At 48.5% G+C, this 15,456-nt stretch carries 15 protein-coding genes; 13 read left to right on the forward strand and 2 right to left on the reverse strand.

Annotated elements, in window-relative coordinates:
• Positions 1-37 precede the first annotated feature (37 nt).
• Together EJL91_RS10865 and EJL91_RS10870 are read left to right on the forward strand one after the other, a co-directional pair.
• Complete coding sequence (locus tag EJL91_RS10865; RefSeq protein WP_125141949.1) at positions 38-439, forward strand: cyclophilin-like fold protein; 402 nt, start codon at positions 38-40, stop codon at positions 437-439.
• Positions 440-452: 13 nt separating this feature from the next.
• A complete protein-coding gene (locus EJL91_RS10870; protein ID WP_125141950.1) occupies positions 453-938 on the forward strand; it encodes a cucumopine synthase-related protein in 486 nt (161 codons plus the stop codon).
• 92 nt (positions 939-1,030) lie between these two features.
• Here EJL91_RS10870 and EJL91_RS10875 read toward each other — a convergent pair whose 3' ends face one another.
• Positions 1,031-1,921, reverse strand: coding sequence for a LysR family transcriptional regulator (locus EJL91_RS10875; RefSeq protein WP_125141951.1), 891 nt, complete (start codon positions 1,919-1,921; stop codon positions 1,031-1,033).
• Between the two features lie 269 nt (positions 1,922-2,190).
• Here EJL91_RS10875 and dhaK point away from each other — a divergent pair, with 269 nt between their 5' ends.
• The 6 genes from dhaK to EJL91_RS10905 all read left to right on the forward strand — a co-directional run bounded on the left by dhaK (position 2,191) and on the right by EJL91_RS10905 (position 8,552).
• Complete coding sequence (dhaK, locus tag EJL91_RS10880) at positions 2,191-3,972, forward strand: dihydroxyacetone kinase subunit DhaK (RefSeq protein WP_125141952.1); 1,782 nt, start codon at positions 2,191-2,193, stop codon at positions 3,970-3,972.
• Between the two features lie 26 nt (positions 3,973-3,998).
• The gene (locus tag EJL91_RS10885) at positions 3,999-5,081 is read left to right on the forward strand and encodes an ABC transporter ATP-binding protein (protein WP_125141953.1); all 1,083 of its coding nucleotides are present in this window, start codon (positions 3,999-4,001) and stop codon (positions 5,079-5,081) included.
• Positions 5,082-5,101: 20 nt separating this feature from the next.
• Complete coding sequence (locus tag EJL91_RS10890) at positions 5,102-6,229, forward strand: ABC transporter substrate-binding protein (RefSeq protein ID WP_125141954.1); 1,128 nt, start codon at positions 5,102-5,104, stop codon at positions 6,227-6,229.
• 88 nt (positions 6,230-6,317) lie between these two features.
• Positions 6,318-7,166, forward strand: a complete 849-nt coding sequence (locus EJL91_RS10895) for an ABC transporter permease (RefSeq protein ID WP_125141955.1) — start codon at positions 6,318-6,320, stop codon at positions 7,164-7,166.
• A 2-nt stretch (positions 7,167-7,168) separates the two neighbouring features.
• The gene (locus EJL91_RS10900; RefSeq protein ID WP_125141956.1) at positions 7,169-7,954 is read left to right on the forward strand and encodes an ABC transporter permease; all 786 of its coding nucleotides are present in this window, start codon (positions 7,169-7,171) and stop codon (positions 7,952-7,954) included.
• 226 nt (positions 7,955-8,180) lie between these two features.
• Positions 8,181-8,552, forward strand: coding sequence for a helix-turn-helix domain-containing protein (locus EJL91_RS10905; protein ID WP_125141957.1), 372 nt, complete (start codon positions 8,181-8,183; stop codon positions 8,550-8,552).
• Positions 8,553-8,662: 110 nt separating this feature from the next.
• On the opposite strand, the gene EJL91_RS10910 is transcribed toward EJL91_RS10905, so the two are convergent.
• Positions 8,663-9,598, reverse strand: a complete 936-nt coding sequence (locus EJL91_RS10910) for an AraC family transcriptional regulator (RefSeq protein ID WP_125141958.1) — start codon at positions 9,596-9,598, stop codon at positions 8,663-8,665.
• A 246-nt stretch (positions 9,599-9,844) separates the two neighbouring features.
• Here EJL91_RS10910 and EJL91_RS10915 point away from each other — a divergent pair, with 246 nt between their 5' ends.
• The 5 genes from EJL91_RS10915 to EJL91_RS10935 all read left to right on the forward strand — a co-directional run bounded on the left by EJL91_RS10915 (position 9,845) and on the right by EJL91_RS10935 (position 15,244).
• Positions 9,845-11,161, forward strand: coding sequence for an ABC transporter substrate-binding protein (locus EJL91_RS10915; protein WP_125141959.1), 1,317 nt, complete (start codon positions 9,845-9,847; stop codon positions 11,159-11,161).
• Between the two features lie 135 nt (positions 11,162-11,296).
• Positions 11,297-12,202, forward strand: coding sequence for a carbohydrate ABC transporter permease (locus tag EJL91_RS10920; protein ID WP_125141960.1), 906 nt, complete (start codon positions 11,297-11,299; stop codon positions 12,200-12,202).
• Positions 12,203-12,216: 14 nt separating this feature from the next.
• The gene (locus EJL91_RS10925; protein WP_125141961.1) at positions 12,217-13,092 is read left to right on the forward strand and encodes a carbohydrate ABC transporter permease; all 876 of its coding nucleotides are present in this window, start codon (positions 12,217-12,219) and stop codon (positions 13,090-13,092) included.
• A 101-nt stretch (positions 13,093-13,193) separates the two neighbouring features.
• The gene (locus EJL91_RS10930; RefSeq protein WP_125141962.1) at positions 13,194-14,123 is read left to right on the forward strand and encodes a nucleotidyltransferase family protein; all 930 of its coding nucleotides are present in this window, start codon (positions 13,194-13,196) and stop codon (positions 14,121-14,123) included.
• A 2-nt stretch (positions 14,124-14,125) separates the two neighbouring features.
• Complete coding sequence (locus EJL91_RS10935; protein WP_125141963.1) at positions 14,126-15,244, forward strand: phosphotransferase enzyme family protein; 1,119 nt, start codon at positions 14,126-14,128, stop codon at positions 15,242-15,244.
• The last annotated feature ends 212 nt before the right edge of the window (positions 15,245-15,456 follow it).

Genomic DNA, 15,456 nt, shown 5'->3' on the forward strand with positions numbered 1-15,456 from the left:
AACTATTAATTTCAAAGAGGAAAGGAAGAAGATTATCATGGCAAACAAAAAAGTGGAAATTATGATTGACGATGTCAGGCTTGTTGCGGAGCTTTATGTTGACGACGCTCCGGTAATCTGCAACATGATTTTGAACAATCCGGGACAGAGGGCGATCATCCAGCACGCGAAATTGAACGGGCAGTTATTCTTCGGCACGCTCCCTTATGCCTGTGGATTTGAGAACCAGTGCAGAGGCGGAGATTTGGAGACATTTGATCTGGCATATTATCCTCCAAGAAACCAGCTCTGTTTCCTGTATGGAGTGGGAACTGACGAGCCGCTGCCTATCAGCCGTATCGGCCGTATTGTAGAGGGTATGGAAGCAATGCAGGTAGTTGGAATCAAGAACTGGTTAAAACAGGGCAGTATGATGACAATTGTCGGTGAAATAGAATAAGGAGGTGCACGTAATGAACTGGAAAGCAGCGATAGACAAATTTGAAGAGAGACGTCTTGCAATCTGGGAGAATATGCCGCAGGATGTTTATGATCTGAGTAATGGTAAGGTACCGGGCGATACAAATGTATACGGCCAGTATGTTACAACGATGATGTACGCCGATTCAGAGCTCAGGACCCTGTGCGATGAAGTGCTTTTTTATATGATTGAGACGGCAAAGGAAGGGGATGTGGATCTGCGCACACTGGTTCACTTTGCAAAACGCATCCTCGATTACAAGGCAAAATTTTTTGTGTTTACCGGAGTTCCTATGGCCAGTGAACTATTATTTATGTACCTGGAAGCAATCGACAGCGTGGAGACGCTGGAGGAGTTCATCCAGCTGAGTAATGCCGCCCTGAAATATTTCAACCGTCACCACATGTGGGTTGACCTGATTATTCCATGGGGAGTATACAACGGTTTTGCAAAGCAGGATTTTACACAGTATCTTTAATATGAAACATAAGTAACAAAGAATAAAGTTAAAAGGAGTTTTTGCCCCACAGCGGCAGAAACTCCTTTTTCATTGCTGGCAGGGCCGTATTCTCACTGGCCGGTCAACATTCCTTCTGTTTTCAAATATTCTTTTGTAATGGATATAAATTCCTCGGCGGCCGGAGAGGCATGTTTGATGGAGCGGATTGCCAGCCCCAGCACACGGCTGTGATCCCGAATCAAAGGTCTGGTGACGATGTTGTGAAATTGGAACGGCAGAGCCAGCCCGGGAATCAGGGATACACCCAGATTTTGTCCTATCATCGAAATGGTAGCCATGTCTCCCTTGATCCTGTATTTAATTTCCGGGGTGAGATTTTCCGCATTCATGACCTGCCACACGTCCTCGTCGCCTCCGTCATGCGGGATGATAAAGGGATAATTCACCAGCTCCGCCGGATCCACTTTCTCACACCGGGCCAGAGGGTGTCCGGTGGGGAGCACGGCCATAATGGAATCCTTATACAGAGGGATAAAATCGTAGTTCTCCGGCACGGGCACGGACATGAGGCCGATGTCGATGGTGCCGTTTGTCAGCCACTCCTCGAGTTCGAAGTGGTTTCCCTCAAAGACCTGCAGCTTGACGCCCGGATGGAGGGAGGAGAAACGGGAAACAATCGGCGGCACCCATTTTACCGAAGTGCTGTAAAATGCCCCTACCTTCAGGGAACCTATCTCAATGCCACGTATCTTACAGGAAATCTCCTTCAGCGTATCCTCGGCCGACACAATCCGCTGCATGTAATAGATCAGAGGTTCGGCATTTTCGGTGGGAAATACGCCCTCCTTGCCGCGGACCAGGAGCGGGAATCCCATCTCCTTCTCCAGGGAGGAAATCATATGGCTGATTCCGGGCTGGGTATAGACAAGCGCCTCCGCAGCTTTTGTGAGACTGCCGTACTCAACTGCCTTTAAAAAGGCATTGTATTTCAGAATGCTCATTCGTGCCGACCTCCATTCAAGTTTGTTATGTGATCCATAATAAATATTCAATTGCTTAATATGTTGAAATAATATACCATACATTTATAGATAATTCAATAGAAAAACATATAAAAATCAAGCAAATAAAAGAAAAAAAGTAATAAGAATAAAATTTTAACAATAGTTCCGCGGATAACAGATAAAACGAAGGCGGATCGACATGAGAGGCCGACAGGAGCAACCGGTTCAACCAGAATCAGCTCAAACAAAAGGATTGGAGGAAACAAATGAAGAAGATTATCAACCGACCGGACCAGGTAGTGACGGAGATGTGCCAGGGGATGGCGCTGGCACATCCGGAACTGGAATTTTCGCAGAAGTACAAATTTATCACGAAAAAAAATCTGAATCAGGACAAAGTGACTCTGATCAGCGGCGGCGGCAGCGGGCATGAACCGGCGCATGCCGGATTTGTCGGGGACGGAATGCTGGATGCGGCTGTCTGCGGAGATGTTTTTGCCTCACCCTCCCAGATTCAGATCTACCAGACAATCAGGGAGACGAAGAGCCGGAAAGGAACCCTCCTGATTATCAAAAACTACAGCGGAGATATGATGAATTTCAAAAATGCCGCTTACATGGCCCGGGAGGACGGAATCCAGGTTGATTATATCAAAGTGGACGACGATATCGCGGTTCAGGACAGCCTTTATACCGTAGGGCGCCGCGGAGTGGCCGGAACGGTTTTTGTACATAAAATCGCAGGCGCGGCAGCCGAGGCGGGATGCAGCCTGGAGGAGGTGAAGGCCGTCGCAGAGAAGACGGCTGCCTCGGTAAAATCCATTGGATTTGCCCTCACATCCTGTACCGTACCGGCCAAGGGAACTCCCACCTTTGAGATTGGTGAGGATGAGATGGAATACGGCGTGGGAATCCACGGCGAACCGGGTATTAAAAGGGAAAAACAGACGGATGCCGATACGGTGGCCGAGAGAATGGCGTCACAGCTTCTGGAAGCGCTCGGGTTAGAAGAAGACGCTGAGGATGAAATAGCAGTATTGGTGAACGGCCTCGGGGGAACGCCGGCCCAGGAGTTATACATCCTCAACCGCTCGCTCAGAAAAGCGCTGGCGAAAAGAAAGCTCAGGACAAGATTTTCCCTGGTGGGCAACTATATGACCAGCATTGATATGATGGGGGCGTCGATTTCCATTTTAAAGCTGGATGAAGAACTGAAAAAATATCTATTCGCACCGTGCAGCGCTCCTGCCCTCAAGTTAGACCATGTGCCTGGAACGACGGACTTCCAGGAATTGGAAGGCGAGAAAAAGGCCGGGGAAAACGCGGAAAATAGTGCTGAAATATCGGCAAAATACAGGGGAGAGGGCAAAATCAGGGACGAAAAAATCACTCTACACAATATAATTTTTATGATAGATTGTATAGGGGGATACATCATACAAAATGAGATTCCCTTCTGTGAACTGGACTCATATGCAGGCGACGGGGATTTCGGAATGAGCGTGGCGAAGGGCTTTAAACAGCTTAGGAAGGAGTGGGGAGAAGTGATCGAATCATCCGGGGATATTGCTTCTTTCCTGAATGCCTGCTCTCTGATTATCATGGAGCACTGCGGAGGCGCCTCGGGGCCGATCTGGGGATCGGCATTCAGGGCGGCGGCCAAGTCCGCGGAGGGGAAGGAAACCCTCGGGGCGGAAGACATGGCCGTGATGTTAGGCCGGGCGGTGCAGGGGATTCAGGCGACGGGAGAACGGTCCTTTGGAAGGGGAGCCGTACCGGGAGACAAGACACTGATTGATGCGCTTGTTCCCTGTGCGGATGAATGGACCCGCCTGGCGTCGGCGAGGACTCCCCTGCTGGAAATTTTCAGGCAGGCAGCCGAAGCGGCAAAGGCGGGGGCCGAAAGCACCAAAGCGATTGTAGCCAGAATGGGGCGCGCCGGAACGGTGGGAGAACGCAGCCTCGGCTATCCCGATGCGGGAGCGTATGCCCTGGGAGAAATTTTCGGGAATCTGGCCTGCAGACTTGAGGAGGTACAGTCACAGTAAACATAAGTATGCTGGAGGGTGAAAAAATGGACTATCAACTGGAATTAATCGACGTAGCAAAACAGTATAAAGAGTTTCTGGCAGTGGACAGTGTCAGCCTGCAGATTAAAAAGGGAGAAATCGTTTCTTTCTTGGGCGCCAGCGGCTGCGGCAAGACGACAACGCTGAGAATGATCGCAGGCCTGATCGAGCCGACCAGGGGAACAATCCGCATTCAGGGGCAGGATATGAACGGAATACCGCCACATAAGAGAGACATTTCCATGGTGTTTCAGAATTATGCGCTGTTTCCGCACCTCAGTGTATATGAGAATATTGTATACGGACTGAAGACCAGAAAGATTAAAGACAAGAAGGTGCTGATGGACAAGGCCAGGGAGATGATGGATTTAGTCCAGCTCGAGGGCGTGGAGAACCGGCTTCCCAAGGAACTTTCAGGCGGCCAGCAGCAGAGGGTTTCGCTGGCCAGAGCCATGATTGTGGAACCGAAGGTCATGCTTTTTGACGAACCGTTAAGTAACCTGGATGCAAAGCTGAGAGAGAAGACAAGGGTAGAAATCAGAAACCTGTTAAAGAAAATGAATGTCACGGCGATCTATGTCACCCATGATCAGGAGGAAGCGCTGACCATCTCCGACAGGATTGCAGTAATGAATAAAGGAAGGATTGAACAGATTACAGAGCCAAGCTGCCTTTATACACGCCCGGCCACACGGTTTATCGCCGGTTTTGTGGGTCATGCCAATATTGTGGAGGGTAATGTGACGGCGGTGACGGAGGACAGAATTGCAGTAAAGCTCACAAGCGGGGAAGAACTGTGGGCCAGGGCCGATACAGGGAAGAAGGTGACAGGCGGGGATGCCGCCGTCCTGATTATAAGGCCGGAAAACGTGCAGCTCCATGAGGAAAAACCGGATAAGAAAAATGTGCTTTCGGGGAAGGTAAAAGCCAAAATTTATCTGGGTTCCACGCTCCGGTATGTGGTTGAAATGGCAGGAAACAATGACTTTGAAGTGGATCTTCACACCAAGGACGAAGGGAAAGCGGTCGAGGGGGATACGGTTTATCTGGAACTCGAAGAAAACAGTCTGGTCCTGGTTGAAAGATAAAAATGAGAGGAGAGGTACAAATGAAAAAAACAATCAAATCGGCAATGGCACTGTTAATGGTATGCACGATGACGGCATGCAGTTCATCCGGCACAGCGGAAAGCACCACAAAAGCACCTGATACGGAGGCTCCGGCCGTGGAGACAGCAGACACGGAAGCAGCATCTGCGGAGGCAAAAGATTATACCGGCGAGACACTGGTAGTTCAGGTCTGGGGCGGAACCTATGAGGAAACGCTCAGGAACCATATTATTCCTGCCTTTGAGGAGAAGACAGGGGCAAAAGTTGAAGTAGTGAGCGGCGCGGCCCCGCTTTCCCAGCTTGCTACGGAAGGCGACGCGGCTTCCATCGACGTGCTTCACGTAGACTGCAGCGAGGTAGTGCAGGGAACCAATATGGACGTGCTTGAGACACTGGATTTCAGCAAAATGTCGAATGCACCGGATTTATATGATGAAGCCCATATGTATGATACGGCGGTTGTAACAAACTGGGGTACATACGGCATTATTTACCGCAAGGATCTTGTGGAGAAAGAGCCGACAAGCTGGCTGGATCTCTGGGATGATGCATACAAGGGCGGAAAAATCGGCGTTATCGATTACAGCATGGGCGGCGGACTGGAATTTGCGGAGGCAATTTCCCGAATCCAGGGCTACACCGTGGCAGACGAAGAAAACTGGGACAATCTTTTTGAAAAAATGTCTTCCCTGAAACCCAACATCGGTGTTTACGCCAGCCAGCACTCTGATATTGAGAGCATGCTGACCAAAGGCGACATCGTGATGTCGGTAGAGACGAACGGACGCGCCATCGGCCTGATGAAAGAAGGGATCGATATCGGATTCTGCCAGCCTGAGGAAGGTTCCATTGCCATGACCTCCCTGGCAGCCATCAGCAAGGGTTCCACCAAGAAAGAACTGGCTTATCTGTTTGTCAATGAACTGATCTCCCCGGAAGGACAGAAGGCATATGCGGAGAACAACTACTATGCGCCGTCCAACGGTAAAACCGTAATCGATGAAGAACTTCAGGCATTCATGCCGTACGGTCAGGAGCAGGTTTCCAAACTGCTTTATATGGATTCCGAGACACTGGAACCGGTAAAAGCAGCCCTGATCGAGAGATGGAATAAGGAATTCAAATAATAGTGCCGGTACGCCGCCGGGGCGGGGCAGACACCCTGCCCTTTGGCGGCGTACTTAAGATACAGAAATAAAAGGAGGAGGGATTTCCTTGGATAAAGAAAAAGACACATGGTCCTATGTGAATAAATGGTACCTGATTATTCCCCTGGCTTTCCTGACATTTTTCTTCGTTGCTCCGCTGATCAAGATGTTCTATCTGAGCGTGTTCCAGTTTAACGGGGTGAATAAGCCGCTCGGAGATTTTACCCTGACGAACTATCATAAATTTCTGAAAGACGGGTATTATTGGGGAATTTTGGGGAAAACCGTGGGGCTGAGTTTTCTCTCGGCAATCATCTGCGTCATCCTGGGATATCCGATTTCCTATCATCTCAGCAGAATGCAGGGAAAAGTGAAAAGCGTTATCACCGCAATGGTTATGCTGCCCCTATGGGTGTCAATTACGGTCAGGATGTTCGGCCTGATGACGATCATTGAATGCGGGACGTATTTTGCGGTTGAGGTGGGACTGGTCTACTGTGGCCTGCCTTATATGATTATGATACTGACAGGACCGATCGGAAACGTGAACCAGAGTGTGGAGGAGGCCTCCTACGTGTGCGGAGCCGGATTCTGGGAGACTTTTTTTAAGATTACGTTTCCGCTCACCATCAAGGGCGTTATTTCCGGTTTTATGCTGGTATTCGCCCTGAACACGGCTGCGTTCGTTGTGCCGGTTATGCTGGGAAGCGGAAAAATTGTCACGATGACCACCCTGATTTACCAGCAGGCCACCTATATTTATGACTGGGGCTTTGCAGCGGCCATATCTGTCATCTTCCTGATTGTTTCCATGGCGCTCACCAATTCGGGAAAGCTTTACGACGTTTACTGTGAAAAAAGGGCGAGACGTTCCTCTAAAATTCTGAGGGAAGAGCTTCGCAGGGAGGGGGAATAAAGATGAACCTTACAAAAATAGCGGGAAAGTTATTCAGAATATTTGTGTACATGTTTTTACTCTGTCCCCTCGGCGTTGTTATTTGTACGGCATTCAGCGATACAAACAGGGTTATTTTCCCTCCGAGAGGTTTTACGCTCAAGTGGTTCGGGCAGGCTTTCGCTAATGTAGAATTTATGAATTCGCTTCTTCTGAGCATCCGGATCGCCTGTGTCAGCGTCGTGATTGCCTGTGTACTGGGTACGATGGTCAGTCTCTGGTTCTGGAAATCGGGAAGCCAGACAAAAGGGATTTTTGAAACGCTGTTTCTGTCCCCCATTGTCATTCCGACCATCATCAGCGCCGTGGCGTTCTTACAGTATTTTGCCATTTTCGGCAACATGTTTACAAACTACTGGAAACTGTGCCTGACCTATGCGATTATCGAGATCCCTTATGTCATCAGGACAGTTACGGCCAACCTGGTAGGACTCGACACGGGATTTGAGGAAGCTTCCCTCGTGCTGGGGGCATCCCCGGTTAGGACGCTGTTCAAGGTGACGCTTCCCTGTATCCGTCAGGGTATTATCGGAGGCGCTGTGTTCTCGTTCGTGGTGGCCTTTGATGAGTGCGTTATCATCATGTTCATGAAGAGCGCAAAGACAGTGACCTTCCCGCTGCGCCTCTACTCCTATATAACGGAGTCGTTCACCCCACTGATTTCGGCCTTTGCAACACTCTTCATCATTGTGGCCGGAGTCGTGATCTATATCGTGGAGAGAAAGATCGGGCTCAGTAAACTGTATTAATATAGTAGAGCGGGAGGAAAATCTGCTGATATGAAAATTTGATAAAGCTTAAGAAAATCCCTTTTCCGATGGAAAGGGATTTTCCGGCATTTACAGCGAGGATTGCGGAGAGGGAAAACGCCAATTTAGTGATAAACTGATAATACCCAAAATATGGGTATATAAAAACTCACAACAAGAGGATACCGAAAAAGCATGCCTGATATAATAATATCAGAGGTGTGCTATGACCAAGAAGACGAAAGTGGAAGCTATTTTAAAAACAGATAGTAAACTGAGGGAATTACGTAAAAAACGCGATTTAAAACAGGAACTGCTGGCGGATGAAATAGGAACATCACAGCAGACAGTCAGCCGCATTGAGAATGATAAGTTATCAATGTCGGTTGAGACTTTAATACGCCTTTCTGCCTATTTCAATGTCACAACCGACTATCTGCTGGGTATTTCGGATATCGAACCCTCGGAAGAAGAGGACGAAAGTAAAGCGCAGGAGCTGGCACAGCTTTATATGGCTCTGAGGGATAGAGACAAGGAGCTGTTATTCAGTCAGGCCAGGAAGATGTATGAATTAGATCATAAGAAGAAAGAAAAATAGTGACTGCCCGAAAGGCAGTATGTTGCGGATAATGATAGAGAAGTGCAGAAAAGGGAGGCCGGGGCCTCCCTTTTTCCGATGGCAGCGGTAAGCGGCAAATAACATAGCGGTTACAGGTGTTTTCTCTGCGGTCTCTTTGCCCTCTGCATGATGGACGCGCGGTATTCCGTCGGCGTCATGTCGGTGATTTTCTTAAACTGTCTGGAAAAGTAATGTACAGAGGTATACCCCAGAGCATCCGCAATTTGGGTAAAGTTCATTTGCTGGTTACGGATCATCTGTTTGGCCGCGTTTATTTTCATCTGGTTAAAACATTCCATCACGCCGCTTTTCTGGTAGGTGCGGAAGAGCTTTTTTAGCTGCGACACACCGATCAGATTGTCACGGCATATTTTTTCCACGTTGAGCTGCTGGCCGATATGACGGTCCAGGTAATCGATAATGCTGGCAAACAATTCGTTTCCGTCCGAGAGGGCGGGGGTTCGGCCGGGATTATAGAGGGTTGGTGAAGGCTTTTCTTCATTATAAGAGAAGGCGCCGGAAAAATTGCGGAACAGCTGAATTAAAAACTGTTCCAGATGGATTTTAATCATCTGTTCAGCTCCGAAGGGGATGTTCTCCCGGCGGCTCAGCACCTCCATATAAGGGTCGTCCATTGGGCCGTCGAAGGTGTCGCGGGCCTCCGAAATAATCTGGGACAGGAGGTTGCGTTCGCTTTCCCCAACCGTCAGGATTTTGTGCTCAAAGAATGCCATACACGGCTCTCCCGCTTCAAAAGAGATGACCACCAGGTTTGGTGCGATGACATTGTTGGCGGCCAGGGCGTGGAATTCATTGGGCCTGTGAAAGATAATCTGTCCCTGGCGGAGGATGAATTTCTCACGGTCTGCCGTCACCTGGAGCTCTCCTTTATCCACATACATAAATTCCCAGAAGTTATGGGATTCTCCGGGAAATGTGAAATCACTCATATATTCAAAATAATGAAGGCTGACGATTTTTCCGATTCGCAGCTCTTCTTTTAACTCAGTAAACTGATAGGACATAGGCGCCCTCCTGTGGAATAGATTTACCGGCAGCTTATTAAAATCGTGCAAGACGGCCGTATAGCCGTAATTGAGACTTTTTTACATTTTAACCTGAATTACAGCCGGTGTAAAGAAGAAAAGAACTAAAAGTGCAAAAAAGGAAACGCTTTGTATAAAGAAATTTGGCAATTAGTATAATATCATAGAGATATGAATTGCACTAAATGTGAAAATTCACTAAAAGTGTTAAGGAGGAAAGAATTTATGAAAAAAAGAACGTTAAGCGTACTTCTGACGGCTGCTATGGCAGTTACCATGCTCGCAGGCTGCGGAAGCAAGACAGACAGCGCTCCGGCTGAGACAGCAGCGCCGGCGGCAACAGAGGAAGCAGCAGGAGGGGAAAGCGGAGAAGCAGCAGCTCCGGCCGAAGGCGGCACACTCGTTTACTGGTCCATGTGGGAGTCTACAGAGCCGCAGGGTCAGGCAATTCAGAAAGCAATCGATGCCTTTACAGCAGAAACAGGCATTAAGGTTGACGCACAGTTCAAGGGACGTACCGGTATCCGTGAAGGTTTACAGCCGGCTCTTGACGCAGGAACCAATATCGACTTATTTGACGAGGATATCGACCGTGTCAACAAGACATGGGGACAGTACTTATTAGATCTGGAAGACCTTGCGAAGGCAGCTGACTATGAGTCTACAGCCAATGCAGGACTGATCAATGCATGCCGTGAAGTTGGCGACGGGACATTAAAGTCCATTCCTTACCAGCCAAACGTATTTGCAATGTTCTACAACCAGGATATTTTTGATGAAGCAGGCGTTACAGCAGTTCCTACCACATGGGCAGAACTGGATGCAGCTTGTGCTAAGATTAAAGAAGCAGGTTACGTTCCGATTACAGATGATGACGCATACATCACATGTTTATTCGGATACCATATGTGCCGTCTCGTAGGATACGAGAGAACATCCGAGATTGTTAAGAACGGCGAGTGGGATGACCCGGCAGTTCTTCAGACAGCAGAAGCTTTCGCAGATTTCGCAAAGAAGGGTTACTTCTCTGAGGATATCGCTTCCAACGTATGGCCGGCAGGTCAGAACATGGAACTGGCAGGCGGAACAGCCGCTATGTACTTAAACGGCTCCTGGCTTCCAAACGAAGTTAAGGATATGGCTGGTGACGACTTTAACTGGGGATGCTTCAGCTACCCGGCAGTTGAAGGCGGAAAAGACGGAACAAACGCATCCAACTACGGCGCTCAGGTATTCGCTATCAACAAGAATTCCAAGAACGCAGAAGCCGCTTTCCAGTTAATCTGCAAGATTACAAAGGGCGAATATGACAAAGTATTAGCTGAGGACAGCAACGGTATCCCGGCAGATACAAGCAACACAGAGTGGCCTGCAATGGTTAAATGCGCACAGCCTGTTATGGAACAGCTTACGGTTCGTTACCCATGGGCAGCAGGCGCTGAGGACAATGCAGATATGACTCCAATCATCAAAGAGAACATGCTCAAACTGGTTGGCGGTTCCATCTCAGCTCAGGACTTCGTTGATGCGTTAAAGAAATAATGATAAGGTAGAAGCGTCCGCGCTTGAATGAAAGACTACTGAATGAAGATTACATGGTGGCACCGATAAATTCATCGCTGTCACCATGTTTTTTAAAAACGTATATAAAAATAAAGATGAAAAGGGGGAAGCAGCTTGAAGAAGAACAAGGCAATGATTGTCACTTTCCTGGCACCGGCAGTATTTATGTTTATTATGGTATTCCTGTATCCAATCTGCCGTACGATCGTGATGAGTTTCTTTAAAATAGAAGGAATCACGGATTCGGTATCCAAGTGGCAGTTTACCGGAATTGACAACTACGTCAAACTTATGAATACCACATTGTTTAAGACCTCCATGTGGAACCTGTTCCGTATCTGGTTTATCGGAGGTATCGTCGTCATGTCCCTGGCGCTCTTATTTGCAGTTATTCTGACAAGCGGAATACGCTTCAAGAGCTTTTTCAGAGCAATGATTTACCTTCCAAACGTAGTCAGCGCCGTAGCTCTGGCAACGATGTGGCTCCAGTATGTATACAATAACAAGTACGGCCTCCTGACCGGCATCTTTAAGAAACTGGGTCTGACCTCCCTGGCCAAAATCCAGTGGCTGGACAGCGATCACAAGTTCTATGCGCTGCTGTTTGCTTATTGCTTCGGTATGGTAGGTTACCATATGCTGATTTTTGCCAGCGGCATCGAGCGGATCAGCGAAGATTATTATGAAGCGGCGACTCTGGACGGAGCCAATAAATTCGGCCAGTTCCGCTATATTACCCTGCCTCTTTTAAAAGGGGTGTTTAAGACGAATATTACCATGTGGAGTGTTACTTCCGTAGGATTCTTCGTATGGTCGCAGCTGTTCTCCTCCGTTACGGCGGACAATCAGACGATCACTCCGATGGTTTACCTGTATATGCAGATATTCGGCGCCGGCAACAGCGTGACGGAACGAAACTCGGGTCTCGGCGCGGCGGTCGGTGTTATGCTGAGTATCTGCGTGGTCCTCATCTTCTGGCTGTGTAACCATTTGCTGAAAGATGACGATCTGGAATTCTAAAAGGAGGGGAAGTTATGGCGAAAGAAAAGAAAGTGCGCGAACGCGTTAACTGGAACAGAGAACTGAAACTTGCCCCCGGCTATCTGATTCTGTGTCTCTGGATCTTATTTACCGTTGTTTTACTGGGATGGGTCGTGGGCGCCAGCTTTTCCACGACAAAGGCGATTTTCGCAGGAAAGATTATGTCCAGCGGATTCCATCTCGAAAACTATGCGAAGGCCTGGAACAACTCCAATGTTTCTACCTTCTTTATGAACTCACTGGGGTATGCAATTATTTCCTGTACCCTGTTAATTCTGATTTGTGCTCCGGCGGCATATGCATTGTCAAGATTTAAATTTATTGCTAATAAGGTAATCCAGACCGGATTTGTATCGGCCATGGGCGTACCGGTTGTTATGATCGTGCTTCCGCTGTTCGGACTGGTGGCGGGAATGGATCTTTTAAACCACGAGCTGTCCAACCGTTTTGTGCTGATATTCCTTTACATAGGAATTAACGTGCCGTATACGACGATATTCCTGATGACGTTCTTTGCCAATATCTCGAGGGCGTTCGAGGAGGCCGCGGCGATCGACGGCTGCTCACCGACTAAGACATTCTGGCTGATCATGCTGCCGATGGCGCAGCCGGGTATCATAACGGTTACCATTTTTAACTTTATCAATGTATGGAATGAGTATTTCATTTCCCTGATTTTCGGAAACTCAGACAGGATACGTCCCGTTGCCGTAGGTCTTTACTCCATGATTAATTCCATGAAGTACACTGGCGACTGGGCCGGCATGTTTGCGGCAGTTATCATTGTATTCCTGCCGACGTTCATCCTGTACATCTTCCTGTCGGAGAAGATTATTGCCGGTGTAACAGGCGGCGGTGTCAAAGGTTAAAGGCAGAATTTCAGATTACGGTCCGCAGCCCCGCAGCTAAGCGCGGTTCGGCGGACCGTAAACGAGCAGTATGAATCCAAGTGAAAGGAAGTATAGACAGTATGGACAAAAAACCGGTATTAGTAATAATGGCAGCCGGCATGGGCAGCAGATACGGCGGTTTGAAACAAATTGACCCGGTAGATAAAGAAGGGGATCTGATCATCGATTTTTCTATCTTTGATGCAATCGAAGCGGGATTTGAGAAGGTTGTCTTCATTATAAAGAAAGCAATTGAGGCCGATTTTAAAGAGCATATCGGAAACAGGATGGAGAAGCATCTGGAGGTTGAGTATGTTTATCAGGAGACCGATAAGCTCCCTGCAGGGTTTGAAGTTCCGGAAGGCCGTGTAAAACCGTGGGGAACAGGTCATGCAATTCTCTGCTGCAAGGATGTAATTGACGGTCCGTTTGCTGTAATCAATGCTGATGATTTCTATGGTAAATCCGCATTCAGGGAGATTTATACCCAGCTTGCCGCAAATGGTGACACTGAGAAGTACCAGTACACGATGGTCGGTTATGAGCTTCATAATACACTGACGGAAAACGGCTATGTGGCCAGAGGCATCTGCCGCACGGATGATGCCGGAAAACTGGTCGATATCCATGAGAGAACCAGGATTGAGAACCACGGCGGCAGGGCAGAGTATACGGAGGATGATGGAAAAACCTGGGAATTTCTTCCGGCCGGTACTATCGCTTCGATGAATATGTGGGGATTTACAAAAAGCATTCTGGCTGAACTGGAGGCACGTTTTGTGCCTTTCCTGGAGAAGAATCTTCCGGAAAATCCGATAAAATGTGAGTATTTCCTGCCATTTGTCGTGGATGAACTCCTGAAAGAAGGAAAGGCGGAGGTGACCGTACTAAAGAGTGTTGACCGCTGGTATGGCGTCACCTACAAAGAAGATAAACAGATGGTGATGGATGCCATCCAGGGCATGAAAGATCGGGGGATTTATCCTGAAAAACTCTGGGAGGACAGATAGAGATGAGCTGTGATAAGGCACTGAAGACAGAGGAGGCCATGGCCAATATGTGCTATGAAGGCGCTGTTACGGAATATTACCGTTACGGCCACGGCCATATCAATGACACTTTTTATGTTAAAACAGAGGCGGAGGACGGCGGTCACGCTTACATCCTGCAGAGAATGAACCGGGAAGTATTTAAAGATCCTGTTTCCCTGATGAAGAATATCACGGGGGTCACAGGTTTTCTCAGAAAAGAAATTGAAAAAGAGGGGGGAGATCCCCTGAGAGAGACCCTGAACCTGGTGCCGGTTAAAGACGGTAAAGATTATTATGTGGACAGCGACGGTGAATACTGGCGCTCCTATCTTTTTATTGCCGATGCCACCTGTTACGACAAGGTAGAGAAACCGGAAGACTTTTATCAGAGTGCAAAGGCGTTCGGCCGGTTCCAGCGCCAGCTGTCACTGTACCCGGCAGATGAGTTGTCCGAGACAATCCCGAATTTCCACAACACTCCGGTCAGGCTTGAGACCTTCAAGAAGGCTGTGGAAGAAGATGTGTGCGGCCGTGCGGCTTCGGTCCGGGAAGAGATTCAGTTTGTACTTGACCGTGCGGACGAGGCAGGAGCTGCGATTGAGATGCAGAAGGCGGGAAAACTTCCGCTGCGTGTTACCCATAATGACACAAAGCTTAATAATATCATGATTGACGACGAGACGGGCGAGGCTCTCTGTATCATCGATCTGGACACCATTATGCCCGGGTTATCCATCTTTGACTTTGGGGATTCCATCCGCTTCGGCGCTAATACGGCGGCAGAGGATGAGCCTGATTATTCTCTGGCGGGATTGTCACTGTCCCTGTTTGATATCTATACAAAAGGATATCTGGAGGGCTGTAAGGGAAGCCTGACTGAGGAAGAAGTGCGGATGCTCCCTATGGGCGCGAAGCTGATGACGTACGAATGCGGAGTAAGATTCCTTACGGACTATCTCCAGGGAGACGTCTATTTTAAGATTACTAGGGAGAACCATAATCTGGATCGCTGCCATACCCAGTTTGCCCTTGTGGCGGATATGGAGAAAAAGTGGGATGAGATGAAGGCAGCCGTTGAAAAATACGCGGGGCAGCAGTAGTGTTTCTGGATGCCGCCGGACGGAGTTATAAGACTCCGGCTGGCGGCATTATTAAGTTGATTGAGAAACGGGAACGCCGCCGGGACGGCCGTGGTTCGGGGTATCAAGCCGGCTATTGCCTATGGGAAGTGCCCCGCGAGGCATTTTTGTGAGAGGAACAAAGCGCAAGCCACAGAAAAATAGTGCTGGAAATAGCTGGGAAATGTATTATA

The organism is Clostridium transplantifaecale (assembly GCF_900626075.1).
Classification (GTDB): domain Bacteria; phylum Bacillota; class Clostridia; order Lachnospirales; family Lachnospiraceae; genus Otoolea; species Otoolea transplantifaecalis.

Coding starts and splice junctions, on each gene's coding strand:
- EJL91_RS10865 (WP_125141949.1), top strand. CDS start 38: ATGGCAAACAAAAAAGTGGAAATTATGATTGACGATGTCAGGCTTGTT.
- EJL91_RS10870 (WP_125141950.1), top strand. CDS start 453: ATGAACTGGAAAGCAGCGATAGACAAATTTGAAGAGAGACGTCTTGCA.
- EJL91_RS10875 (WP_125141951.1), bottom strand. CDS start 1,921: ATGAGCATTCTGAAATACAATGCCTTTTTAAAGGCAGTTGAGTACGGC.
- dhaK (WP_125141952.1), top strand. CDS start 2,191: ATGAAGAAGATTATCAACCGACCGGACCAGGTAGTGACGGAGATGTGC.
- EJL91_RS10885 (WP_125141953.1), top strand. CDS start 3,999: ATGGACTATCAACTGGAATTAATCGACGTAGCAAAACAGTATAAAGAG.
- EJL91_RS10890 (WP_125141954.1), top strand. CDS start 5,102: ATGAAAAAAACAATCAAATCGGCAATGGCACTGTTAATGGTATGCACG.
- EJL91_RS10900 (WP_125141956.1), top strand. CDS start 7,169: ATGAACCTTACAAAAATAGCGGGAAAGTTATTCAGAATATTTGTGTAC.
- EJL91_RS10905 (WP_125141957.1), top strand. CDS start 8,181: ATGACCAAGAAGACGAAAGTGGAAGCTATTTTAAAAACAGATAGTAAA.
- EJL91_RS10910 (WP_125141958.1), bottom strand. CDS start 9,598: ATGTCCTATCAGTTTACTGAGTTAAAAGAAGAGCTGCGAATCGGAAAA.
- EJL91_RS10915 (WP_125141959.1), top strand. CDS start 9,845: ATGAAAAAAAGAACGTTAAGCGTACTTCTGACGGCTGCTATGGCAGTT.
- EJL91_RS10925 (WP_125141961.1), top strand. CDS start 12,217: ATGGCGAAAGAAAAGAAAGTGCGCGAACGCGTTAACTGGAACAGAGAA.
- EJL91_RS10930 (WP_125141962.1), top strand. CDS start 13,194: ATGGACAAAAAACCGGTATTAGTAATAATGGCAGCCGGCATGGGCAGC.
- EJL91_RS10935 (WP_125141963.1), top strand. CDS start 14,126: ATGAGCTGTGATAAGGCACTGAAGACAGAGGAGGCCATGGCCAATATG.